Source organism: Gulosibacter sp. (assembly GCF_052090685.1).
GTDB lineage: Bacteria > Actinomycetota > Actinomycetes > Actinomycetales > Microbacteriaceae > Gulosibacter.
In genome coordinates, this window is the sequence record NZ_JBQDBE010000003.1 from 1 (window position 1) to 24,112 (window position 24,112).

Genomic DNA, 24,112 nt, shown 5'->3' on the forward strand with positions numbered 1-24,112 from the left:
TCCACGGCACCGCGGGTGTCGCAGCGAGACTCCGAAATACATCCAAGCGACTAGGCCTCTGCACGCGACGATACGTTGAGCAGCAGCGGTTGCAGCGCGTCCGCGAGCGCGGTGCCGCCTAACTCCGCATCCGCATCCTCGACATATTCTTCGGGAGAATGCGAGATGCCGCTTGGGTTGCGCACGAAAATCATGGCGGATGGGATGCTCGCGGCCAAGACACCAGCGTCGTGCCCGGCACCGGTGCTGAGTATCGGTGCCGACGGCAACGACTCCTGGAGCCGTTTCGAAAGCGAAGCGTCGAAACTCACGGTAGGGCTGATCGATTCTTCGCGAAATTCCATCGTGCATGACTCTTCGGCGGCGATCAGTTCTGCTTGTTCGCGGATGTCTTCGACGAGATGAGCAGTCACAGCATCATCCGGGTGGCGCACATCAATCCAAAAATCGACACGCGAGGCAATCACATTCGTCCCACCCGGGACCGGCTGGAGCCGACCGACCGTGGCACGAGCATCCGATTCTCCGGTCGCGAGATCGCGAATCTTGACGACCATTCTGGCCGCCGCGATCATGGGATCGCGTCGATCGCTCATGAGAGTGGTGCCGGCGTGGTTGCCTTGCCCGTAGACGGAGATGCGCCAGCGGCCGTGGCCGATGATGGAGGATGCGATGGCGATGGGTTGGTTGAGATCGATCAAGCCGCGACCCTGTTCCACGTGCAGTTCCACGAACGCGCCAACCTGGGCCATTAATTCTGGTTGTGGACCGATGTGTTCCGGGTCGAGGCCATGCTTGCGCGCAATTTCCGCGAAGGTATTGCCTTCCGCATCACGAAGATTCCGCGCGACATCCGGTGAGATAGCTCCGGCCATGAGCCGAGAACCAAGACACGCGACACCGAAGCGTGAGCCTTCTTCCTCGGGGAACACGACGATCGAGAGAGCGCGATCACGAGAAATCTCGCGCTTCTGCAGCTCGTCGAGTGCCACAAGCGCCGACGCGACACCGAGTGGGCCGTCGAACTGACCGCCGCCGGGAACTGAATCGAGGTGGCTGCCCGTAATGAGAGCGTCTTCACGGTTCCCGTTCGGCAAATCCCACCATGCCCAGATGGCACCGTTGAGGTCAGGCTCCACGGAAAGGTCGCGGCGCTCTGCCTCGGCAATGAACCAACTCCGGAGGTCCGCCTCCGCGGTCGAGAACATTGGCCGGCTGTAGCCGCCACGGCGCAGGTCAATACCGAGATGTTCGATATCGCGCATTAGCCCGGTGACGGATGCGGTGGCGATCATGCGGGTGTTCCTCCTACGAGTTCGTGGTTCGCGAGCACGCGAAATTCATCGGGAACTGAGCCGGTGCCAGTTGCGAGCCCTGCGGCCAGCTCCCCAATAATTGGCGCAAATTTCCCACCGTGTCCCGAGCACGGCGACACCACAGTTACTCCATCGACGCGATCGAGCACGAAATCCTCCGTCGGCGTGCTCGTGAACAAGCATGTCGTTTCTGCGTAGGGCTCGGGGATGAGGCCGGGCAAATATTCCTTGACGTACTCCACGAGGCGAGCTCGATTGGCGGGGTCGATTTGACCATCCTGTTCGGCTGCGGAAGACAGCATCTGGCCGCCGTTGAACTGCGCTACCTTCTGACCGCGGTAGTCTGCGTCGCGGCCACCGGGTAGACCGTAAGACTCCCAGGTCCCGTACTTGTGGATGAATGTTGGCCAGATTGCGCGATTGGGTTCGGCGTAGTCGGCGTAGGGGAAGTGGTAGGCCTGTTCCTGGCGCACTTGGATTTTCGGCATTGCCCGCACGAAGCGTTCGGGGAGTGAGAGATTGCGCAGCAGCTCTGGAATCCAACCACCTGCAGCAACGATCACTTCCTCAGCCTGCAGCTGTCGACCGTCTTCGGTCGTAATCACAAACCCGGTCGCGGTTCGGGCGACATCCGCGACTTCCCAGCGGGTGCGGATCTGAGCGCCCGACTGGATCGCGAGATCGATCATCGAATACACCGTGTTCTGGGCGTCGAGCACGCCAGCATCAGGCTGCCAGAGTACTTCCCCGTCGAATTTGAACTGTGGCCAGCGGGCTTGCGCTTCTTCGGCGCTGAGCAGCTCGTGAGTGATGTTTTCGGCTTCCAAGACCGGTACGAGACTGCGCGGATCGCGCACATCTCCATGGTCGATCGCGCCGAACGTGGAGATCAGGGTGCGGGAACTACGGCGGCTGAGTTCATCCCAACCGGATGCCGCTGCTTTGACGAGTTGTACATAGGTTCGTTGGTGGTAGGCATATCGGAAGATTCGAGCCGAGCCATGCGAGCTTCCTTGCGCGTTGGCTGGAATATCACGCTCGAGCAGCGTAACTTCATGACCTTCGTCAGCGAGACGCCATGCGGTTGCTGCGCCCATCAGGCCGGCACCGATGACGACGTATTTGGATGATTCCACGATGGTTCCTAGTGAGTGGTAATGATTGTGAGTCCTCTGGATTGGGGACTGGTTCTATTACGTCACTGGATAATGTGTGTGTCCAATATCGATTATGGAATGATTATTTTGGATAGACTATTAATCTATGGAGATTAGGCACCTCGAGTATTTTTTGGCGGTCGCTCAAGAGCTACATTTTGGTCGAGCGGCGCAGCGGCTACGGATTTCGCAGCCACCCTTGACCGTCGCGATTAAGCAGCTCGAATCCGAGCTCGGAGCGAAGCTCTTCGTACGCAGCACCCGGCGGGTGCAGCTCACTCCCGAGGGCGAGACATTTCGGCGGCGAGCATCAGAATTGCTTGACAGCTTGGACGCGGCAATCGAGGAAGTGGGCAGCGTCACGCGCGGCTTGAGTGGAACGCTCAAGGTCGGCTACGTGAGTTCCTCAAGCTATTCCGTGCTCCCGAATACGATTCGGGAATTCTCGCAACGACTTCCCAATGTGCGATTGGATATTGAGCCACTGACGTCGGGTGAGCAAACTGATGCGCTGCTCGAGGGCGAACTCGATATCGGGTTCTTGCGGGATGCCGGTGCGGTTCCTGGAATCAACCTCACTCGAGTGGCCGTCGAACACTTGCTCGCGGTGTTGCCATCGAGTCATGTGATGGCGAATGTGGGTGAGATTGAGCCGACTGATCTCGCCGATGAGCGTCTCGTGCTCTTCCCCTACCGATTGATGCCCGGCTATGTTTCGCGCCTCATGGAGATTTTTGCAGGGGTTGAACGCCCGCCAAAGGTTGTGCAGAAAGCGGTTCACCAGGAAACGGTAATGGGGCTCGTTGCGGCGGGTGTCGGGGTGTCTGTCCTGCCAGAATCGATCCGGCGAATTCAGATGCCTGGAGTGGTGTCGAAGCCGATTCATGGCAGTCCGACTTCCGAGCTCTTCATCGCACATACTGATGACGCGAGCGAAGCTGCCCGGGCGTTTCTTGGGTGTGCCGTTTCGGTGGGAGAAGTGGTTGAGGATGAGGTCGCGCGGAAACGTGCGGCGGATGAGGCAGCAGGGGATGCGGCGATCAGTCCTGTCGCTTAGCGTGGCACGCGGAACTCGTCCGGAACCGCCCCGTTTTGCGTGGCGACACCGGCAGCGAGCAATCCAATGAGCGGCCCAAACTTCGCGCCGTGGCCAGAGCAGGCTGACACAATCGTGATGCCCTCGACGCGTTCGAGCACGAAATCTTCGGTCGGTGTATTCGTGAAGAGGCACGTCGCTTCGCTATACGGCTCCGGAACCACTCCGGGAATGAACTTGCGGACATAGTCGGTCACCCATTGACGGTTCGCCGGGTCCACTTGTCCGTCCTGTTGCGCGGCCGAGGGCAAGACTTTGCCACCGTTGTGGAGCGCCACCTTGAGACCCCGGTGGTCCCCATTTCGGCCGCCAGGCAGCGCATAGATTGCTTTCTTCACACCGCCCTCGCGCAGCATATGATTCATGGTCGGCCACTCTGGGGCCCGATGGCGATCGTGAACCGACGCTCGGAGTTGTGGCATTCACAAGAGAACGAGTAGGGCTTCGAACGATTGACAGTTAGGAGATCAGTTCGCTGGACCTAGCCTCCAATGAGAACGAAGAATCGGTCTGCGGTGTGCGAGGGAGCGCAGCGCAGTGAGGAGGCAACGAATTGACAAGTTCAATGCAGGCACTCGTAGCGCGAGGAGGGCGTGCCGCGCTCGAACCTCGAGCGATACCAATGCCCGGCCCCAATGACGTGCTGGTTCGAACCACAGCAGCCTCGATGTGCTCGGCGGATCTCGCGACGATCGAGGGCGCTTTTGACTTCGCGTCGGGCGAGGAGAACACCGACGCGGGGGTGGTCGTGGGCCACGAGGCCATTGGCATGGTCCACGCCACGGGAGAGCTCGTCGAAGGGTTCAAGGTTGACGATCGAGTCGCATCGATGTCGACGACGCCATGCGGTCAATGCGTTAATTGCCAGCGTGGATTTCGCGGGCACTGCGGCAGCAAGGTCTGGGGTGGATACATGGCCGGCGTTACTCTGGACGGCACGCTTTCGGAGTTCTATCTCGTTCCGGACGCGCAACACAACCTGTGCCGGATCCCCGATGATCTCACTGACGAAGAAGCGCTTCTCGGGGTAGACACCCTTGCGTCGGGGAGCTCGGGAATCGAGGGCGCGAATATTCCTCTCGGCGGCGTTGTCGTGGTGATCGGCCAGGGCCACGTGGGGCTTGCGGCGATGGCGACAGCGCGACAGTCGGGTGCCGGTCTGGTGATCGGGGTGAAGAACCGTCCGGGTGGCGAAGAACGGGCCGCCGCGCTTGGCGCTGACACGCTCCTCAATAACCACGAACACGATGTTCGCACCGAGATTCTTCGCCTCACCGACGGGCAGGGCGCCGATTGTGTTGTCGAGGCTTCGGGGTCGCGCCAGGGCTTTCCGCTGGCCGTTGAACTGACCAGGGTCGGTGGCACGATCAGCATACTCAGCTCGTATGAGTCGTTGTCCGAGTCGGATGATGGGGTGCTGGGAATTCCACTGGAGCACTGGGGCTGGGGGCTGGGCGACAAGACGATAATCAGCACGTTTCAACGATGCGGAAAAGAACGATTATCGCGGCTTTACCGACTTTTGCAGAACAAGCGCATCGATGCCTCCCTGTTCTTTACCGATTCGTACCATTTCAACGATATTGAGCGCGCTATCGCTGATCTTGCGGATCCTAAAAAATCAGTACTCAAGCAGTTCATCAAATTCTGAATACACAGAGGAGTCATTATGTCCACAGTCGAATATGACGTCGTCGTCATTGGTGCAGGTTTCTCCGGGCTTATTGCGGCGCGAGATTTGGAAGCCGCGGGTCACCGAATTCTCGTTCTCGAGGGAAGAGACCGTCTCGGTGGTCGCACTTGGTACCGCAACTACCGCGACAGCGACAAATTGATTGAAATGGGCGGCACATGGGTTTCCAAGGACTGGATGCCATCCGTCATGCGCGAAGTCGAGCGATACGGAATCGACATTGTTGAGCAAGCGGAGTGTCAACAATACGCATGGGTTACCGGCGGCCAAAAGCGTGAGCACGCGCCCATTCCGCCAGAGGAATTCCAGGCCGCTGAGAAGTTCATCGCGTCTTTCCACGAGGAACTCAAACGAGTTCCTGGTGGAATGCTCGTGGAAGCGGAAGATTATAGCGATTTGGATGTCCCAATTTCACAATGGCCACCGATCCGCGATCTTCCGCGGGCCACTCGCGAGTTCGTGTATTCCTGGGCAGCAATGTATACGGGATGCTCGGAAGACCACACCTCGTTGCTCCACCTCCTGACCATTGCAGGACAGTTCGGCGACAACCTCACTGGCTTTCACTACGGCCTGTCGGCACGGTTTGCAGATGGAACTGTGTCGCTGATCAATGCAATCGCGGGATCCATAGCCGGCGAGATTCGGCTGAACACTCGCGTTCGAAAGATTCGACAGCCGGAAGGATTGCCTGTCGTGATTGAGACTGACGGTGGAGAAGTCACCGCGCGGACGGTCGTCTGCACGGTGCCGATCAATTCCCTGCACAGAGTGGAGTTCGACCCAGCACTTCCCGAGAAAGCAGCATCGAAGGTTGCCAAGGGCACCAGCTCGAAGTCGTTCAAGATCTGGGCACACTGCCGGAATGTCCCCGAGGAGTTCCTCGGCGTGGGTTGGAACACCGGTGTTGAATGGGCGTACAGCCTGTATCGTCTCGAGGACGGAACGTCGCTCGTCTGCACATTTTCGTTCGACGCAACTCAGATCGAGCCGACGAGTTTGGAGAGCGTCCAGAATGCCCTTCGGAACTTCCTCCCCGAAGTCGAAGTCATCTCGATCGACTCTCACAATTGGAACAATGACGAGTTTTCCGACGGAACGTCGATGATCATCGATGCGAACTGGGTGGCGAGCGGCGAGTATCTTGCGTTTGCGAAGCCCCACGGGAGCATTTATTTCGCGGGAGCCGACCACTCACTAGTGTGGACCGGGTGGATCGCGGGTGCCATCGATAGTGGTTCATCGGTAGCGAAAAGAGTTCAACAATCATTATTGCCCGTCTCGGTGAACTAGAAGCCGTGCTGCGGCGCTACTTGTGAGCCTTACGAGGCTGCGAATGAATTCTCGTTGATTTGCCAACTGCCTATTTCTGCAGAGGTCAATACGTTTTTTCGTTAGAAACTATTCACAATATTGATGCAAAGGGGCCATTAGCGTGAGTGATAAGACAGGCGTGTCAGCGATTATTCCGCCGCATGAAAAAGAAAACACAAAACTGACCGGGAACATGGGCGTCGTTGACGTCATTTTTACGGTGGTTGCCTATAACGGCCCAGCCGTGGTGTTTATGGGGTTCCTCCCAGTGCTCATCCTTTGGGGGAACGGACTCGGTGCACCTGCACTGATCATTGCGGTTGGGCTGCTCCTAGCCGTCGTTGCCTCGGGACTGCTCAAAGTCTCGGAGGCTACGCAGCGCCCGGGTGGCTTCTACTCGCTCATATCCGCAGGCGCGGGTCGTGTCGTTGGACTCGGGGCGGGATTCACCGCCCTCATGACGTATTTCGCCGCGGCAGTCAGCGTGTACGTGATCGGCGGGATTGCGTTCGGCGACTTGGTCGTCGACTTCTTGAACGGTCCGAATCTCCCGTGGTGGGTTGGCGGAGCGATCATGCTCGTATTCGTCGCTGTCCTCGGTTACTTAAGTATTCAGTTTTCAGCTCGAGTTCTCTATGTCCTACTCGGCGCGGAATTCGTCTTGATCGCGGCTTACATTATTGCGGTTCTTGCCCAAGGCGGTGCCGACGGTCTCGGCCTCGATTCATTCAAACCTGAGCACATCTTTTCCGGATCCCTCGCCGTCGGAGCACTCTTTGCCGTGACAATTTTTGGTGGCTTTGAGGCAACCGTGGTCTTCCGCGAAGAAGTGAAGAACCCGGACCGAACGATCAAACGAGCCACCTATGGCGTGGTGGCGCTGCTCGCTGGATCGTATGCCTTGCTTGCGTGGACGTTCATCAATGCCTATGGACCTTCCGTCATTCTGGAGGTGCTCGCGGAAGACGTCAGTGGTGCCGCGGGCGCAAGCGTCATGGAGTATGTCGGACCCTGGGGATACTTTTTCGCGAATCTGTTGCTGTTTACGAGCGCGTTAGCTTTGGCTCTCGCGTCGCACAACATCCTCACACGGTACGTCTACAACTTTGGTGTCGACAGGATCTTTTCTCGTTCAATGGCTGCGAGCCATCCGAAGCACGGCTCGCCGTTCAAAGCATCGTTCTTTGTCTCGGTCGCTTGCGTTGTCGGCGTTATCGGCGTCGCACTCACGCCAATCGATGAGGGTATTCTCTATGGCACCGTCGTTTCATTCGTTGCATACGGCATGATCATCCTCATGACGCTCGTGACCTTAGCGATTGGGCTGTACATGTTCAGGAATCGCATCGGCAACAAGCTCCATGTATCTGCCATGTTCATTTCGTCGGCCATCTTCTTTGCGGCATTGTTCTTCGCATCTGTACGCTTCGACCTCCTGAGCGGCTTGTCGGGGCCGCCAGCGATTATCGCTCAAGTCGTTTGTTGGCTATTCATCCTCTCGGGTGTTGCCCTTGCCGCATGGTTGAAGTCGCGTAAGCCCGATGTGTATGCCCGCGTTGGCCGTCGCGAAGATTAAGCGATAGGTATCCGCGACGCTGCGAGGCGCGCCTGATACCACGAAGAGAAAGACAAGGAAGAAGAGAAGCAAAGAATGACTCAGTTCCTAAAATCTACGACTGATCACTCCGATGTGTTGATTATCGGAGCTGGACCGTCGGGTTCGACTGCGGCGCGCATCCTCGCCGAGAGTGGTTACTCGGTTACCGTGCTCGAGCAAGGAGGCTGGGTGAACCGACTTGACTATCCCAGCGACAAGCTCGAGCGCGATGTGCTCACGCACAGTATCTGGTCCGGCAATCCCAATACAAGACAGCGCTCCTGGGATTACCCGTGCGACGTCGAGGACGCGGAGATGCACCCGATTAATTTCAATGGTGTCGGCGGGAGCTCGATCATGTTCGGCGCGGAGTGGCCGCGGTTCGTTCCCTCAGACTTCCGGGTGAAGTCGCTCACCGGCGTCGCCGACGACTGGCCACTCACGTACGAGGATCTCGAACCCTTCTACGACCTCGCTGACGAGATGATCGGTTCGTCTGGACTCGCTGGTGACACGGCGTACCCGTCCGGTATCGAGCCACCGATGACGGGAGTACCCATCGGACGAATCGGCGTGAAAGCCGCAGAGGGACTGAATAAGCTCGGGTGGCACTGGTGGCCCAACTCGCACGCTATCGCGACGAAGACCGTCGGCGATAGGGGCGCGTGCGCCCGGTGGGGAACCTGTATGACTGGTTGCCCGGAAGGCGCAAAGGCGTCGTTCGATGTTGCGATGTGGCCCGCAGCATTGACCGCGGGCGTGACCCTCATCACCGAAGCGCGAGTCAGCGAGATTACCGTGAATGATCAGGGACGAGCGACAGGAGCAACCTGGATCGACGCCGATGGTAAAGAACATCACGCGAGCGCGACCAAAGTCATTCTCTGCGCCAACGCGGTGGGGACAGCGCGAATCCTCTTGATGTCCACGTCTAAGCGATTCCCGAACGGCCTCGCCAATTCCTCGGGCCTCGTCGGCAAACGGCTCATGATGCATCCGCTCGTGACGGTCATGGGCGTCTACGACGAACCCTTGCAGAGCTGGCTTGGGCCGCACGGGGCGAATATCAACTCGATGCAGTTCGCCGAGTCTGATGCGAGCCGGGGCTTCACCCGCGGCGCGAAGTGGTTCTCGATGCCAGTGACCGGCCCCATGGAGATCCTCGACCGCTACGCGGATCTACCGGTGGAGGAGCGGACCGGTGCCGCCGGCCAGCGCCTTGTCGAACAGGCCATGGGCCGATCGTTCGAATGGGGTGCGGAGATCGAGGATCTGCCGATGGAGTCGAACGCGGTGTCGCTGAGCTCGAAACTCGTCGACAGCTCGGGCCTTCCCGCGCCGAAGATCACGTACCGAATCTCCGACGACAGTCGGAAGAACATTGAGTTCCAGGTTGCGAGGATGACGGAAGCGCACATGGCGAGCGGTGCCGTCGAGACGAAGCGCGTCGAGTGGATGCCCGAGGTCGGCTGGCACATGCTCGGTACGTCGCGATGCGGTACCGATCCGGAGTCATCAGTCGTGGATGAGTTCGGGAAAACGCACGACGTTCCGAACCTGTACATCCTCGACGGCAGCGTGTTCGTGACGTCCTCCTCGGTGAATCCCACGCCCACCGTCGTTGCGTTCGCGGCCCGGTCGGCAATTCAAATCGCAGAAGGCGCCGCATAGCCGTATCGCGGCATCGGACGCGCGGAAGGGCTCCTGGCGGATTCGCCAAGAGCCCTTCCGCCGCCCTCTCGACGTGGTCGCGGCTAGAATGCGCTGATGCCGCCGTTGACGCTAATCGCCTGACCGGTGAGCCGAACGGATGCGGGACCCGCGAGAAACGCGACGATCTCGGCTTGGTCTTCCGCGTTCGCGACACCGAGGGCGGCGAGTGCGGCCGCCTTCTCGAAAAGCTTCTTGCTGAAACCCTCCTTTGTGGCGCGTGCGGTGGTCGGTGTGCCCGACAGCAGGGAAGGCGTCACGACGTTCACGCGGATCCCGTCCCTCTTTGCCTCGAGCGCGGCTGCGCGCGAGAACATGACGATCGCCGCCATCGCACCGCCGAGTACCGTTTCGCCCGGGGTGGCGGCCTTGGCGGCATCCGAAGCGATATTGATGATGCTGCCAGACTGGCGCTCGCGCATGTACGGGAGCACTGCCCTCGTGAGCAGCATCGGCGGGACGCCCTGCTGGATGAGCATGTCCGGGATGGCCTCGATTGGGGTCCGGAAGAGCAGCTCCGGAGTTGCCGGCGCCGAAATCGAGTTCACGAGAACGTCGACGCGACCGAGCGCAGTGGCCGCATGATCGATCGAGTCTTCGACGGACTTCGGATCGACCGCATCGAAGGCGATGGCTTCGACGGTTGCCTCGGGGAACTCGTTGAGGAGTCGGTCACGGGCGGCCTCAATTCGCCCCTTATCGCGCGACATGAGCGCGAAATGCCGGGTGCCGAGCGCGGCCAGCTTCGCTGCGCTCGCGTAACCGATGCCCGAACTCCCGCCGGCGACGATGGCCCGGACCTCTGGGTAGTCGACGGCCACGTTCGGCTCTGCAGTCTCAGTCATCTCGACGCCTTTCGATGTGAATGCACCACAGTGCGCGAAAAAAGCCACTGTGCGTAAAAACTGCGCGTATAAAGCTGTGCAATTCAAGGCATCGTAGGTCCCCACTGCACGCTCCCTCACTCGTAACTCTTTCAAGCAAACTCGTCCGCCATAGTCGTATGTACGAATGACGGCGTGCGCAGGCCTCGATAGCGTCCAGGCATGGATAACGCGTTGCGTCAGGGCCTGCTCTTCGAAGATTTCTCACTGGGGGATGCATGGGTCACTCCCCGACAGACCGTGACGGGGTCGGATGTGGCCGACATCGCCGGTTTGACCGGTGTGCCGATCGAGACCTCGCCACACGGGCGTCAGATTCTGCCCGAGGCGGGCGTCTTGGCGATCGCGACCGGTCTCGCCTGGGTGCGGCTCGGAATCAACGAGGCGACCGCCATGGCGGTGCTCGGGATGGAGGAGTGGGAGTTCGTCGCGCTGGTGCAGGTCGGCGACACGATTCATGTGGTGCAGCGGGTCGCTTCGCTTCGGGAATCGCAGAGCAAGCGGGACCGCGGTGTCGTGAAGTTCTCGTTCGCCGTCAGAAACCAGAACGACGTCATTTGTCAGCAGGGGATATGGGTTTTCCTGTGGTCGCGCAAGCCAAGCGTGTGATCGTCCAACTCGGAAAGCGAGACTCTCGGAAGAATTCTGTCGAATCGAGATCGCGTTGGTGATTGTTCCAAAACTTGGCAGTATGCACGGTGCGTACTGTCGAAGCAGATTCACGGTTGTGTCGGACGTCAAGGGGGAATGTAGTGACACTTAACGAGCGCTATTCGGTGCTGTTCGAACCCATTCAGGTTGGGCCGCACACCGCGAAGAATCGCTTCTGGTCGACGCCACACGCCATCGGCTACGGTATCGACAACGTTGCTTCCCAAGCCGGCGTGCGTGCGAACCGAGCGGCGGGCGGTTGGGGAGTGGTGTTCACCGAGGCAAACACGATCTCGCCGGACATGGACAAGACTCCGTTCAAGATGTCGCGCCTCTGGGACGAGGGCGATGTCCGCAATCAGCGGTTCGTGGCCAGCGAAATCAAACGCAATGGCGCGCTCGCGGGCATCGAGCTGGAATACAACGTTTCGGTGAGCCCGATGACCGAGGGTCGTGGGCTCGAGCCCAAGGGTCTCGGGGGCAGCATGGGCGAGTCCGGAATGCTCGTCCCCTACGCGGGTACTTTGATGGAACTCGACCGCGACGGAATCGAGGAGATCATGCAGATCTACGTCAGCGCCACACTTCGCGCGCGGGATGCCGGCTACGATCTCGTGACATTCCACTGCGGCCATGCCGCGTCGATCATTTCCCGATTCCTCATCCCTTACTTCAACACGCGCACAGACGAGTACGGTGGTTCCGTCGAGAACCGCACTCGATTCATCCGGGAGATGCTCATCGCGGTTCGGGAAGCCGCTGGCCCCGACATCGCGTTCGGACTTCGGCTCGGCGTCGACACTCTGGACGCGCCGATCGGGCTTGGCGATCGAGGCATTCGAGCAAACGGCGATACCCCACAGATCATTCAGGCACTCGACGACCTCGTCGACTACTGGGATTTTGTCCCGGGCGTCGAAGACTGGGGCATTGATGCGCAATCCTCGCGAACCGTCGGTGAGAATCACCAAAAGCCCTACGTTGACGGGCTCAAGGCCTACACCGCCAAGCCCGTCGTTAACGTTGGCCGGTTCAACAGCCCCGACACGATGGTGGATGTACTGAACAATGGCCAGTGCGACTTCATTGGCGCGGCACGAGCCGGGATCGCGGACCCGTTCCTGCCCGAAAAGGTTCGCACTGGCAATATCGAAGACATTCGCGAGTGCATTGGCTGCAATATCTGCGTTTCGCGGGACGTCGTCTCGATGCCTTTGCAGTGCACGCAGAATGCGACTGCGGGGGAGGAGTACCGTCGAGGCTGGAAACCGGAGGAGTTCTCACTGGCCAAGAACCGCGAGAGCGACGTCCTCATCATCGGTGCCGGCCCCGCGGGTATGGAATGCGCGATGGTGCTCGGGAAGCGCGGCCTTCGCAATGTGCACCTCGTCGATGCCGAATCGAAGATCGGCGGCAGCGTCAACTGGGTGTCGAAGCTTCCCGGGCGCCACGAATGGCGACGACTCATCGAATATCGCGAGCACCAGCTGAGCAAGCTCGAGAACGTCGAGATCATCTTGGGAACAGAATTCGACGCGGATGAAGCGCTTGACTATGGCGCGGGCATTGTTATCGTCGCGACCGGTTCGCACTACTCGCGTAATGGGCTCGACCCGTTCAACCGGCTGCCGATTGGCCTGGAGCCCGTGTTTGGGGAGCGGCTCCTAACTCCGGAACAGGTCGTTCGGGACGAGGTCGAAGTCGGCGAACGCGTGGTCGTCGTCGACTACGACGGTTATTTCATGGGGCCGGGTATCGCCGAACTCCTGGCGAAGCAGGGTAAACAGGTTGTGCTTGCGACCAAGGGCGAGCACATCGCGGAGTATCAGCGTCGAACGCTCGAGGCGTCGCACACGCTTCGCGATCTGCGTGCCCTCGGAGTGAAACTCTGGACAGAAACGGCGGTCACACCCGCCGGGCCAGATACCGTGTCTCTCACCTCGCCGGACCGGCAGGAAACGTTCGGCGTTGACAACGTCGTCCTTGTCGGACCGCGGCACTCCGACGATGGGATATTCCACGGGCTGCAACAGCGAAAGAGCGAGTGGGCCGAGAACGAGATCCAGATGGTGCACCGGATCGGCGACAGCGTCCGGCCCCACTTCATCGCTGAAGCGATCTTCTCCGGCCACCGACTTGCCCGAGAAATTGACACGGAGAACCCCGCGAAACCGCTCCCCTTCATCCGGGAACGACGAATCATCGACTCCTCACCAGAGGATTACCAATTGGGCGCACGCTCACTGTCAAGCATCTACTGAGTATTCGCATTCCAGAGAGGAACTACAGCAGCATGGCTAACAATCCACGGAACATCCTCATTACCGGCGCCGGTAGCGGCATTGGTGCCGCAGTGGCAAAGGTCTTCGCCGATGCCGGCGACCGCGTCCACCTCTTGGATATTTCGGACGAGCGCCTCGGGACGGTCGCCGAGGGGCTGCCCGACGACCGCGTCGAGACCCATGCGGTCGACGTGACCGATTTCGACTCGGTGCAAGACGCGGTTCGTCGTGTCGCGGAGCACGGGTCGATTGATGTCCTCGCCGGCTGCGCGGGCGTCTTCGACGGCCTGGCCACCGTCGAAACCACGACGCCCGAGCTGTGGCACCGCATTATCGACATCAATCTCACCGGCACGTTCAACGTCGTGAAACCGGTCGCTGAACAAATGATTCGACAGAAGTCGGGCAGCATCGTGCTCATGAGCTCGATCGCGGCGCACCGTGCCACACCGGACGGGCTCGCCTATGACGCTTCGAAGGCGGGGATCGAAGGCATGGTCCGTCGGCTCGCGGTCGATCTTGGCCCTCACGGGATCACCGCGAACACGATCGCACCGGGCGTGATCAAGACCGGCATCCGCGCGACCTCGGAAGAGATCCTGGGCGAGCTTGTGCCCGACACGAATGTCGGCGTTGGCACGAATTCGGATCTCCAGCGGATGCTGCTACCCCTGCAGCGACCTGCTGATGCTTCCGAGGTCGCGTCGGTCGTGTTCTTCCTCGGTGGCGAGGGCGCGAGCTACATCAGCGGCGACGTCATCCACGTCGACGGTGGCTGGATTGCGGCCTAGGGAGGGATTAGACGCGCATGGCATTGACGATGCCCGCGGGGAAACGACTCGCGGTTTCTCTTGGCCCCGACTTCGACGCACACAGCGTATGGATGGGAACGTTCCGTTCGACATCGCAGTCGGATTTGTCCCGTGGTGAGTTCGGTGCCGAGGTTGGTGCGCCGCGACTTCTCGACACGCTTCGCCGGTACGGCATCACGACGACGTGGAGTGTGCCTACACACACGATGCAAACGTTCCCGGGTGCGGTTGCTGCCGTGGTCGAGGCTGGTCACGAAATCGCTGCCCACGGGGTGTGGCACGAGTACGTTCCCAAACTGGAACTGGACGAAGAACGTCGCCTCGTCGAGCTACAGGTGCGATTGCACGAGCAGCTCATCGGCAAGCGGCCGCGCGGCTATCGATCGCCGGCACTCGACATCACCAACAACACGTTCGCGGTGCTGGAAGAATTCGGGTTCGAATGGGACTCGTCGCTTATGGGCCGTGACTTCTATCCCTACCATCCGCGACTCGTGACCGAGATCGATAAGGAACAGGGGAACACCTTTAGCGACCCCTACAGGCTGCTCGAGATCCCGGTTTCGTGGGGGCTCGATGACTTCCCCGAACTCGAATTGCTCAAAGGAAACGCGACCCAGCAATCGAACGAGACGTTGCTTGCTCGCTGGAAAGCAGCGTTCGACTTCGCCTACGAACGATGCCCGGGCGGCATCGTGACGCTCACCCTTCATCCACAGACGATCGGACGCTCATACAACCTGCTCATGCTCGAGGCATTCATCGGGTACGTGCAATCCCACGATGGGGTCTGGTTCCCCACGATCTCCGAGGCCGTCGACGCCTGGCAGCCCGACGTCACGAATCACTAGCCAACACCGTTCGCGGAAGAGAGAAACGTCATGACTTCGAAACCCACCCCGCTCGGCTTGGAAGAAGAGCACGTTGCGCTGAAAGACATGGTGCGAGATTTCGTCAATCAGCGGGTGCTGCCCGGTGCCGGGCAACGCGACCGGAACGACATCTATCCGGAAGAGCTGATTCCTGAACTCGCGGAACTCGGTCTCTTCGGCATCACGATCTCCGAGGAATTTGGCGGGTCCGATGCCGACTACGTGAGTTACGGGGTGATTTTCGAGGAACTCGGACGCGGGCAGGCGAGCCTGGCCAGCCTCGTGTACACCAATACCGCGGGTGGGTACCTGATCGACAAGTTTGGGACGCAGGAACAGAAGGAACGGTTCTTACCCGGGATCGTATCCGGTGAACGGATGAGCGCCATCGCGATGACCGAACCGTCCACGGGGAGTGATCTCAAAGACATCAAGCTCACCGCCCGACGCGAAGGCGACAACTACATCGTGAACGGGTCGAAGATCTTCATCACGCACGGTCGCCGGGCCAATCCCGTGCTGCTGCTGGCGAAGACCGACCCCACGATTCAACCCGCGCACCGTGGCGGCATCAGTATGCTGCTGATCGAGCACGACACCCCCGGGCTCTCCTACGGCAATGACTTCGAAAAACTCGGGCACAAGGGCCTTGAGCTTGCCGAACTCGTGTTCGAGAACGCGGTCGTGCCCGCCAAGAACCTCCTCGGAGACGATGAGGGTAAGGGCTTTTACCAGATGATGGCGGCCCTCGATCGTGGCCGAATCTACATGGCCGCGTCGTCGACCGGCATGGCGCAGGCGTGCCTCGACGAAGCGCTCAAGTACGCAACACAACGCGAAACATTTGGGCAACCGTTGAGCGATCGCCAGGCCATCCAGATGAAGCTCGCCGATATGGCGACGAGCATTGAAGCGTCACGATTGCTGTACCTCAACGCCGCTCACAAGACGGTCGCCGAGGGTCGAGCGAGCGGTGCCTCGGCAATGGCAAAAATCTATGCCACCGAGTCGGCGATGAAGTCGATCTATGACGCGATGCAAATTCTCGGTGGGTCGGGGTACATCAAAGAATTCCCAATTGAACGTTATTTTCGCGATGCCGCACTGATGCCAATCGGTGAGGGGTCGAACGACATTCTGCGATTTGTCCTCGCGAAAGAACTTGTCGCTGGTATGAACTAGCGGCGTTGACTGTACTTATAAGGAGAAACTGTCATGACAATCAATGGAGATAACGGGAAGAAGTATTGGCAGACTGGCGTAAGCCGAATTGAGCCAGAACACGTCTACATTCGTGGCTATGATCTGGAATCTCTTATCGGAATGCCCTTTGCTGCCACTGTGTTTCTGCAACTTCGTGGTCGTCTGCCTTCTCCGAATGAGGCACGCGTTGTTGATGCGATACTCACCGCAATTCTTGATTACGGGCTCGAGAAATCAGGGACAGCCGCGAGTCGGTTCGTGGTGTCGAGCAATCCGAATATGCAGGCCGGTCTCGCGGCGGCAGTGCTCGCGGCCGGAGAACACAGTCTTGCTCCGGAATTCGCCGCCAGCTATATCGCCGAACAGTATGAAGCGTTCCAGCAGGCCGACACTGATGACATGACGGAATTTGCCAAGTCCGTTGTCGAGGACGCGACCGCGCGGAGATTCCGTATCCCCGGCTTCGGCCATCCCGTCTTTCGCTTCGAAGATCCGAGATCGCAGAAACTCAAGCAGATCGCGGTGGAGGCGGGACTGTGGCAGGGTCCCGCAGCACTGTACGAGGCAATTCACGCTGAGTTCGTCAAGAACCCAAAGCTTGCCCATTTCCCGATAAACGACGTGGGTATGCTGGCAGCGCTATGCGTAGCGCTCGGGTTCACGCCGAGGGAATCGACGGCGCTCGCGGTGATCGGCACCCTCCCCGGTGTTGCTGCCCATATCACCGAGGAAATGTCATCGGGGCATCTCATTCGCAAGATTCAGTCAACTGAAGCTGAATACGACGTGCCCGCGCGGGATCTTGCGGCCGACTTGCTAGAGGCCGGTTGGGTACCCGGTTCACCCGTCGAGAGCGCCGCATCCGTTCGCGGATAGTACGATTCCAAATTTCCAAACGGCTATTCAGAGTCATTCTAGTTTGTGACTCTTTGGAAACTGATTAACTAGTCGCAGTGCTATTTAGCCACCTGAATGGATTCGCTTCAAAGGCGTCGGGTGTAAAACGAAAGTGAAGGATAAGCATGGGTACTCCCACAAATCGTGAGCGCATCGATGAGCTGACTCAGATTGAAATCGCAAAGCTTCTTTCGAATACAAGAAAGTCAAAAGAGCGCTGGGAGCAATCGGCAGAATTTCTCGTCGACTGCGTTGCAAGCTCATATCAGTTGATGGATCCATACCCCATTTCAATTGAACGGGGGCAAGGAGCAAAAATTTGGGATGTCGATGGTAACGAATATCATGACTTCATGAATGGCTTTGGAGCAATGATCCAGGGCCACGCAAATCCCATTATTGAAAAAGCTGTTGCCGAACGATTTTCTCTCGGCACACATTTCGGTGCGCCGAGTGGTGACGCGGCGGCGGTTGCCAGCGAACTCGCACGACGCTTCGGGCTGCCAAAGTGGCGATACACGAACTCGGGTTCTGAGTCGACGATGGACGCCATTCGCATCGCGCGCGCGACGACTGGCCGGGAAGCGGTGCTGAAAATCTTTGGTTCTTACCACGGTCACCACGACGCGGTGATGGTGGACGTGGGCTGGATCGACCAGTCGAAGCGAGGCACGCGCGACCGCTACGCATCTGTTGGATACGGCGAAGGAATCCCGCAGTCGACCATCGAACTCACCTACGCGGTGCCGTTTAACGATGCCGCCGCCATGGAGAAGCGTATCCACGAACTCGACGCGGAAGGCCGGAAGCCGGCATGCGTCATCATGGAAGCGGCAATGCTCAATCTTGGCGTTGTCCTTCCCGAACCCGGCTACCTCGAGCAGGTGCGGGAGATCACTTCGCGCCACGGGATCCTGCTCATTTTTGACGAGGTGAAGACCGGCCTCTCGCTCGGGCCCGGCGGAGCGACCCGTGCGTTCGGTGTCACTCCGGACCTCCTGGCCGTCTCGAAGGTGCTCGGCGCCGGTCTCCCCGCTGGGGCTATCGGTATGACCGAGGAAGCGGCCGCACGAATCTCGGACGGCAGTGTCGTGCAGGTCGGTACGTACAACGGCAACCCGCTTGTCCTCGCCGCGGCTCGTGCATCACTCTTCGAGGTGCTCACCGAAGACGCCTATGAATACATCGGCAAGCTTCGCGAGCGCATGGTCGCTGGGTTGGATGACGTCATCGCTCGCTATGACCTCACTGCGTACACCGTCGCGATTGGGGCGAAAGGATGCGTCGCGTTCTCTGACACGAAGGTCGTGGACTTCGAAAGCTTCTGGGTGGACCAGGAGCACTACGACCACACTTCCGCGCTCACGTCTCTGGCTTGGCTGTTCAACGTCAATCGCGGCGTCTTCACCGCACCCGGTAGAGAAGAAGAATGGACACTCTCGGTCGCACATGATGAGTCGACGGTAGACGCGTACGTTTCGGCGTTTGACGCGTTCGCATCCGCGATTCGCGCATAGGACCGGCCACAAGTCACAAGGTTAAGCGGCGGATCGGCCTCCCTCTCGACATCGGGCGCGTTTTCGCCTTTCTCGCCGATCCTCGCACTACGTTTGTGTCGGGGACGGTGCCGCCGGTTGACGGCGCGCAGACCGCGCACCTCAACTATCTGGAGCCGGTGACCGCGGTTCCCGAGCGGCTTTGGAATTGAACGCGGTGAATTCGATTGGAGACGGGCGCGTGAATCACGGCTTCGGTGGCAAAGTGGCGCTCGTCACTGGCGCGACCTCCGGAATGGGGCGAGGGAGAACTGAAGGTCTTGCTCGTTGCGGAGCGAACGTAATGGCGGCTTGAGCGCGCAGCAACCGCTTTTGAAATAGAGTCTGCGTTCTGGAAGAAGTCCAATAGTCCACAACGGATCCGTTTAAATAACAGTGCGATTCGTCCGGGGAATGGCACAATATTGTTCCAACACGAATAACAGCGTGCGCAACTCAGCGTTGAGTATTGCAAGAGGAGAAATTCATGACGATAAAAGCCCATAACATTACAGGTTCGGCTGTGGATGATGAAGCACAAAAGTCGGGCTTGCAAGGAAAAATGAATGCGTTGGAAGTCGTGTTCACGGTGATGGCCTATAACGCGCCGGCACTCGCGTTTATGGGTTTCCTGCCGGTAATGATTCTGATGGGAAATGGGTTGGGGACGCCCGTCCTTCACATCGCGGTCGGAATTCTCATCTTCATTATTGCAACTGGCCTGATGAAAGTTTCTAACGCATTAAAACGATCCGGCGGTTTCTACTCATTTACTACTGCCGGGCTCGGTAAAGAAGCAGGGCTTTCCACCGGGTTCACTTCGATGATCACCTACTTTGCGGCAATGACAGCAAACTACGTTCTTGCTGGGATTGCGTTTAGCGACTTCGTTTCGGGCGTCTTCAACGGACCCGAAATACCTTGGCCGGTCGGCACCGTGATCGTCTTTGTTGCAGTTTCCGCATTGGGATACTTGAATATCAGTTTCTCTTCAAAAGCGTTGCTAATCTTCCTCGGTCTCGAACTGGTACTCATCGCGACATACTGCGTCGCAGTGTTCGTCCAAGGCGGGGCCGAAGGGATCTCCTTCGATTCGTTCAAGCCTGAACACATCTTGTCTGGATCGATTGCCGTGGGTGGTCTGTTTGCGGTCGGTCTGTTTGGCGGCTTCGAGGCGACAGTAATATTCCGCGATGAAGTGAAGAATCCAGATCGCACGATTCCGCGCGCCACATACGGTGTCGTCACGTTGATTACTGTTCTATACGCCGTAGCAGCGTTTGCGCTGATCAATGGCTACGGCGCGGGCATCATCATGGAAGTGCTCGCGAACGATGTCGTGACGGTGTCGGGAGAAAGCATCCGTACGTACGTTGGTGATTTCGCGTATAACGCAGCCATCGTTCTGCTATTCACCAGCGCCTTCGCGGGGGCACTTGCCGGCCACAACGTGCTTGCGCGTTATGTCTTCAACATGGCAGCCGACGGGGTCTTCCCGAAGACACTCAGTTCTACGCACTCTAAGCATGGCTCTCCATACAAGGCCTCGGTAATCGCGTCCGTAGCTGCGCTGATCATCTTGGTGGTTCTCGGTGTCCTACTCTTCCAGAACAACAATCTGTACGGATACATCGCTGGTGTGTATTCCTACGGGATGCTGATTCTTATCACGACGGTTTCATTCGGAATCGGGGTATTTCTATTGCGCAAACTGAAGGGAAATAGGTTGCATGCCATCGTCATGTTTGCCGTGGCGGCACTCATGCTCGTGATCTTGGTATTCGCTTCCTTCCGATTTGATTTGCTCAGTGGAATGACGGGCGCGCTCGGGGTTACGGTTCTCGCGATCATCTGGCTGTTGATCGCATCGGGTGCCGTGATTGCATCCATTTATAAGCGAAAGAAAGCGGATGTGTATGCTCACATTGGCCGAGAATAGTCTGGAAATCGGCATCGACTAATTCAGCAGCGTAGTGCTGCTCGCGAAGGGCACTTGGTGGTCTCGTGATTTTACCACGTGACTGTCAGGCGCCCGTTGTCGCGTTTTCGAGTCCTTTGTTGACGATCCAGCTGAGGCCTTTGAAGTTGGAGAAAATCCATACCTGGTGGTCGTTCAGCGCGATATAACAGTGACATGGCAACCACGAATTCGATCCTTTCCCACGAAACACCGGCTCTCTCATCAGAACGCATCGTCGCGCTCGTTCAAGACCTCTACGGATTCCCCTGCGTCGTTCAGCGTCGGCTGTCGAGCGAGCGGGACCAGGTAATGCTGATCGCCAGGAGCGACGACGGCGAAGCCGAGTACATCCTGAAGGTGTCGAACGGTGCGGAACTCGAGGTCAACGTCGAGCTCGAGAACTCGGCAGCGGTTTGGGCGCGTCAGAATGATCCGGAGCTCCCGGTAGCCGGTCCGCTCCAGAATGCCGCGGGCGAGTACTACAGCCATTCCGATGGGCATTTCATCCGCCTCTTCCCGAAGGCACCGGGAACCGCATCAATCAAGGGCTCTGCCCTCAACAACGCAGAGCTGAAAGCGTACGGAGAAGTCTCAGCGCGATTCGCGAAAGCGCTGCGCGGTTTTTTCCACCGTGGTGCCGCGCGAAAGCTGCTCTGGCATGTGGAGTCGCGCGACGACGTCCGCGAGCTCATGACCTATATTTCCGATCCCGATCGCCGTGCGCTTGTCGAGCGCGCGTTTGCGCGATTCGACGACCGAGTCGCACCAATTTGGAGCTCCCTGCGCGCCCAGGTGGTCCACTCGGATCTCACGCTCGACAACGTCATGCTGGAGAACGGCGCAGTTACCGGAATCATCGACTTCGGCGATGTCACGCACACCACGCTTGTGGCAGATGTGGCGGCCGCGCTATCCGCGGTGGGCGATATGCGGCAGGGAAGCGACCTCTTCAGGGCGTTCCGCGTATTCCTTGATGGCTATCAACGGATTTCGCCTCTCGAGCCCAATGAGCGTGCCGCGCTCGGCGACGTATTGGGCCTGCGCCTGGCGGTCACCGTAGTCCTCTCCGCTTGGCAGGGCGCCGTGCACCCGAACAATGGCGACTATCTGGAGGCATGGGACGACGCGGCCTGGAATATGCTGGCGGGACTGGATGCGCTCAGCCACGCGCAGTTACTCCACGAGTTCGGAGTGGCGACACCAGAGCTCGAGCCGACGGGCTCGTTGACCGAGCGCCGAAACCGTGTGTTTGGATCTGCCCTCGTGCCACTCACCTACAGTCAGCCGCTCCGGCCTGTTGCGGGATCCGGTGCCTCGCTTTGCGAGGCGAACGGAAATGTAGTTCTTGACGCGTATAACAACATTCCCTCCCTGGGCTACGCCCACCCGCGCGTGGTAGGCGCCATCGCAGAACAGAGCCGTACGCTCTCGACCAACCTGCGGTACCTGCATCCAGCGTCCATCGATTATGCCGAGCGACTCCTCGAAACGATGCCCGAGGAATGTGGATTTGACACAGTGCTTTTCGTCAACTCCGGTAGCGAGGCGAATGATCTGGCATGGCGAATCGCTCGCGCGGCAACGGGCCGCACCGGTGCAATGGTAACGACCAACGCCTTCCACAGCGTCACGATGGCTGGCACGGAGCTCTCTCCGGGAGAATGGTTGAAGAGCCAGACGACCGACCGAGTGGCGACGTTCGAGGCCGGTGCAACGATCGACGGCGCCATCGACCAACTGCGCGGCAGCAGCATCGAACCCGGTGCGCTCTTCCTCGATCCGATCTACGGTTCGGACGGCATTCTTTCGTTTACCAACGAGTACCACGCAGCACTCAGTGATGCGGCACACGCGGTCGGTGCTCGGATCGTGGTCGACGAGGTGCAGGCAGGATTTGGGCGCACCGGACGGCACATGTGGGCTTTTGCGGCCGTTGGGCTAAAGCCCGACATAGTGTCGCTTGGGAAACCGATGGGCAATGGCTACCCCGTGGCGGCGCTGGTACTGCGAGGTGAGGATCTCGCGGCGCTCGGAGCCGAACAGGAGTTCTTCAGCAGCTTTGCGGGATCACCGGTCGCGGCGGCCGCCGGACTCGCCGTTCTCGACGTGATTCGGGATGAGGGCCTGGTCGCGGAATCCGCACGCAAGGGTGAGTACTTGCGTGCTCGACTCCGTGAAGAACTGCGCGGGCACCGGGCGCTCGACCACATCCACGGCAACGGCCTCATCCTCGGTCTCAACTTCGGGGTTCGAGGAGCGGCCAAGTTCATCGCCGACTTTGCACGCCAAGAAGGAGTCCTGCTCAGCGCGACCGGGTTCGAGTGGGACACCATCAAAGTTCGGCCGCCACTGGTCATCACCGACGCGGAACTCGGCCGAGTCGCGAAGACCATCGGTGCGGCCGTCGCCGCGATGCCGAATTGAGCCATCATGAAGTGGCGCGGGCCCGGCTGCATTGCGGGGCCCGCGCTCTTTCGTTTGCCGATACGGGTACGGACACACGAATCGGCGGGTGCAGGGAAACCCCGCACCCGCCGATTCAAGACATCAGCCCACGTAGACGTCAGCCCTTGCGCTTGAACATCACGAGCCACTGGCCCTCTTGGACCACCTCGTCGCGCTGATTGAGAACCCGCACATCGAACGTGACGATCCCGCGGTCCGGTTTGCTCTTTGAAGGACGGATTTCCGCCACGGTCTGGTCGACATGGATCGTGTCGCCGATGAGTACCGGTCCAACCAGGTTCCAATTCATTCCGAGGAAGGCGATCGCGGTGCCTTCCTTGATACCGAGTCGCGACTCGAGTCCGGTTGCAATTGCGAATACGCCCGGTCCGTGAAAAATACGACCGCCAAATTGCGTTGTCTTTGCATATTCTTCGTCGGTGTGAAGGGGGTTGAAATCGCCGGAAATGCCCGCAAAGATCGTGACTTCAGCGTCGGTGATCGTGCGTCGCGGTGTAATCCAATGCTGCCCGACAAAGAAGTCGTCGAGATAAAGGCCACGGTCAGTCGACTCGGTGACGGAAATGCTATCGGTCATAGTGAATAATCCTTTCCAAATGGATATCAAAATTGTCGCGTCAAGAGACTTGTCTCCATAGTGTGGATAGACCGACACGATGTCGATTCT

19 protein-coding genes are annotated in these 24,112 nt (G+C 59.1%); 14 read left to right on the forward strand and 5 right to left on the reverse strand.

Annotated elements, in window-relative coordinates; genetic code table 11:
- Positions 1–50 precede the first annotated feature (50 nt).
- The gene (locus ACTHXA_RS02545) at positions 51–1,295 is read right to left on the reverse strand and encodes an allantoate amidohydrolase (RefSeq protein WP_441669040.1); all 1,245 of its coding nucleotides are present in this window, start codon (positions 1,293–1,295) and stop codon (positions 51–53) included.
- Complete coding sequence (locus ACTHXA_RS02550) at positions 1,292–2,452, reverse strand: FAD-dependent oxidoreductase (protein WP_441669042.1); 1,161 nt, start codon at positions 2,450–2,452, stop codon at positions 1,292–1,294. The genes ACTHXA_RS02545 and ACTHXA_RS02550 overlap by 4 nt, the downstream gene beginning before the upstream one ends.
- A gap of 127 nt (positions 2,453–2,579) precedes the next feature.
- Here ACTHXA_RS02550 and ACTHXA_RS02555 point away from each other — a divergent pair, with 127 nt between their 5' ends.
- Positions 2,580–3,530: a LysR family transcriptional regulator gene (locus tag ACTHXA_RS02555; protein WP_441669044.1), complete on the forward strand. Its 951-nt coding sequence runs from the start codon at positions 2,580–2,582 to the stop codon at positions 3,528–3,530.
- On the opposite strand, the gene ACTHXA_RS02560 is transcribed toward ACTHXA_RS02555, so the two are convergent.
- Positions 3,527–3,934 (reverse strand): FAD-dependent oxidoreductase, encoded by a 408-nt coding sequence (locus ACTHXA_RS02560; RefSeq protein WP_441669046.1) that lies wholly within the window; start codon positions 3,932–3,934, stop codon positions 3,527–3,529. The genes ACTHXA_RS02555 and ACTHXA_RS02560 overlap by 4 nt on opposite strands.
- A gap of 188 nt (positions 3,935–4,122) precedes the next feature.
- Here ACTHXA_RS02560 and ACTHXA_RS02565 point away from each other — a divergent pair, with 188 nt between their 5' ends.
- The 4 genes from ACTHXA_RS02565 to ACTHXA_RS02580 all read left to right on the forward strand — a co-directional run bounded on the left by ACTHXA_RS02565 (position 4,123) and on the right by ACTHXA_RS02580 (position 9,844).
- Entirely contained in the window at positions 4,123–5,220 is a 1,098-nt protein-coding gene (locus ACTHXA_RS02565) for an alcohol dehydrogenase catalytic domain-containing protein (RefSeq protein WP_441669048.1), read from the forward strand.
- Positions 5,221–5,238: 18 nt separating this feature from the next.
- Positions 5,239–6,555: a flavin monoamine oxidase family protein gene (locus tag ACTHXA_RS02570; RefSeq protein ID WP_441669050.1), complete on the forward strand. Its 1,317-nt coding sequence runs from the start codon at positions 5,239–5,241 to the stop codon at positions 6,553–6,555.
- Between the two features lie 142 nt (positions 6,556–6,697).
- Positions 6,698–8,152, forward strand: a complete 1,455-nt coding sequence (locus tag ACTHXA_RS02575) for an APC family permease (protein ID WP_441669052.1) — start codon at positions 6,698–6,700, stop codon at positions 8,150–8,152.
- Positions 8,153–8,227: 75 nt separating this feature from the next.
- The gene (locus tag ACTHXA_RS02580) at positions 8,228–9,844 is read left to right on the forward strand and encodes a GMC family oxidoreductase (protein WP_441669054.1); all 1,617 of its coding nucleotides are present in this window, start codon (positions 8,228–8,230) and stop codon (positions 9,842–9,844) included.
- An 83-nt stretch (positions 9,845–9,927) separates the two neighbouring features.
- On the opposite strand, the gene ACTHXA_RS02585 is transcribed toward ACTHXA_RS02580, so the two are convergent.
- Positions 9,928–10,728, reverse strand: coding sequence for an SDR family NAD(P)-dependent oxidoreductase (locus ACTHXA_RS02585; protein ID WP_441669056.1), 801 nt, complete (start codon positions 10,726–10,728; stop codon positions 9,928–9,930).
- A gap of 201 nt (positions 10,729–10,929) precedes the next feature.
- Between ACTHXA_RS02585 and ACTHXA_RS02590 the strand changes: the two genes are divergently transcribed.
- From ACTHXA_RS02590 to ACTHXA_RS02630, 9 genes are all read left to right on the forward strand, one after another.
- Positions 10,930–11,376 (forward strand): hypothetical protein, encoded by a 447-nt coding sequence (locus ACTHXA_RS02590; RefSeq protein WP_441669058.1) that lies wholly within the window; start codon positions 10,930–10,932, stop codon positions 11,374–11,376.
- 143 nt (positions 11,377–11,519) lie between these two features.
- Positions 11,520–13,679, forward strand: a complete 2,160-nt coding sequence (locus ACTHXA_RS02595; protein ID WP_441669060.1) for an oxidoreductase — start codon at positions 11,520–11,522, stop codon at positions 13,677–13,679.
- A gap of 32 nt (positions 13,680–13,711) precedes the next feature.
- Complete coding sequence (locus tag ACTHXA_RS02600) at positions 13,712–14,491, forward strand: SDR family NAD(P)-dependent oxidoreductase (RefSeq protein WP_441669061.1); 780 nt, start codon at positions 13,712–13,714, stop codon at positions 14,489–14,491.
- A 17-nt stretch (positions 14,492–14,508) separates the two neighbouring features.
- Positions 14,509–15,363 carry a polysaccharide deacetylase family protein gene (locus ACTHXA_RS02605; RefSeq protein ID WP_441669063.1) on the forward strand — a complete coding sequence of 285 codons (855 nt, stop codon included), beginning with the start codon at positions 14,509–14,511 and terminating at the stop codon, positions 15,361–15,363.
- A 30-nt stretch (positions 15,364–15,393) separates the two neighbouring features.
- Positions 15,394–16,566 carry an acyl-CoA dehydrogenase family protein gene (locus ACTHXA_RS02610; RefSeq protein ID WP_441669065.1) on the forward strand — a complete coding sequence of 391 codons (1,173 nt, stop codon included), beginning with the start codon at positions 15,394–15,396 and terminating at the stop codon, positions 16,564–16,566.
- Positions 16,567–16,599: 33 nt separating this feature from the next.
- Positions 16,600–17,463, forward strand: coding sequence for a citryl-CoA lyase (locus ACTHXA_RS02615; protein WP_441669067.1), 864 nt, complete (start codon positions 16,600–16,602; stop codon positions 17,461–17,463).
- A gap of 146 nt (positions 17,464–17,609) precedes the next feature.
- On the forward strand, positions 17,610–19,001 hold the full coding sequence (locus ACTHXA_RS02620) for an aspartate aminotransferase family protein (protein WP_441669069.1): 1,392 nt from the start codon (positions 17,610–17,612) through the stop codon (positions 18,999–19,001).
- A gap of 487 nt (positions 19,002–19,488) precedes the next feature.
- Entirely contained in the window at positions 19,489–20,958 is a 1,470-nt protein-coding gene (locus ACTHXA_RS02625; protein WP_441669071.1) for an APC family permease, read from the forward strand.
- Positions 20,959–21,153: 195 nt separating this feature from the next.
- Positions 21,154–23,403 carry an aminotransferase class III-fold pyridoxal phosphate-dependent enzyme gene (locus tag ACTHXA_RS02630; RefSeq protein ID WP_441669073.1) on the forward strand — a complete coding sequence of 750 codons (2,250 nt, stop codon included), beginning with the start codon at positions 21,154–21,156 and terminating at the stop codon, positions 23,401–23,403.
- A 139-nt stretch (positions 23,404–23,542) separates the two neighbouring features.
- Here ACTHXA_RS02630 and ACTHXA_RS02635 read toward each other — a convergent pair whose 3' ends face one another.
- Positions 23,543–24,022, reverse strand: a complete 480-nt coding sequence (locus tag ACTHXA_RS02635) for a MaoC/PaaZ C-terminal domain-containing protein (protein ID WP_441669075.1) — start codon at positions 24,020–24,022, stop codon at positions 23,543–23,545.
- Between the last annotated feature and the right edge of the window lie 90 nt (positions 24,023–24,112).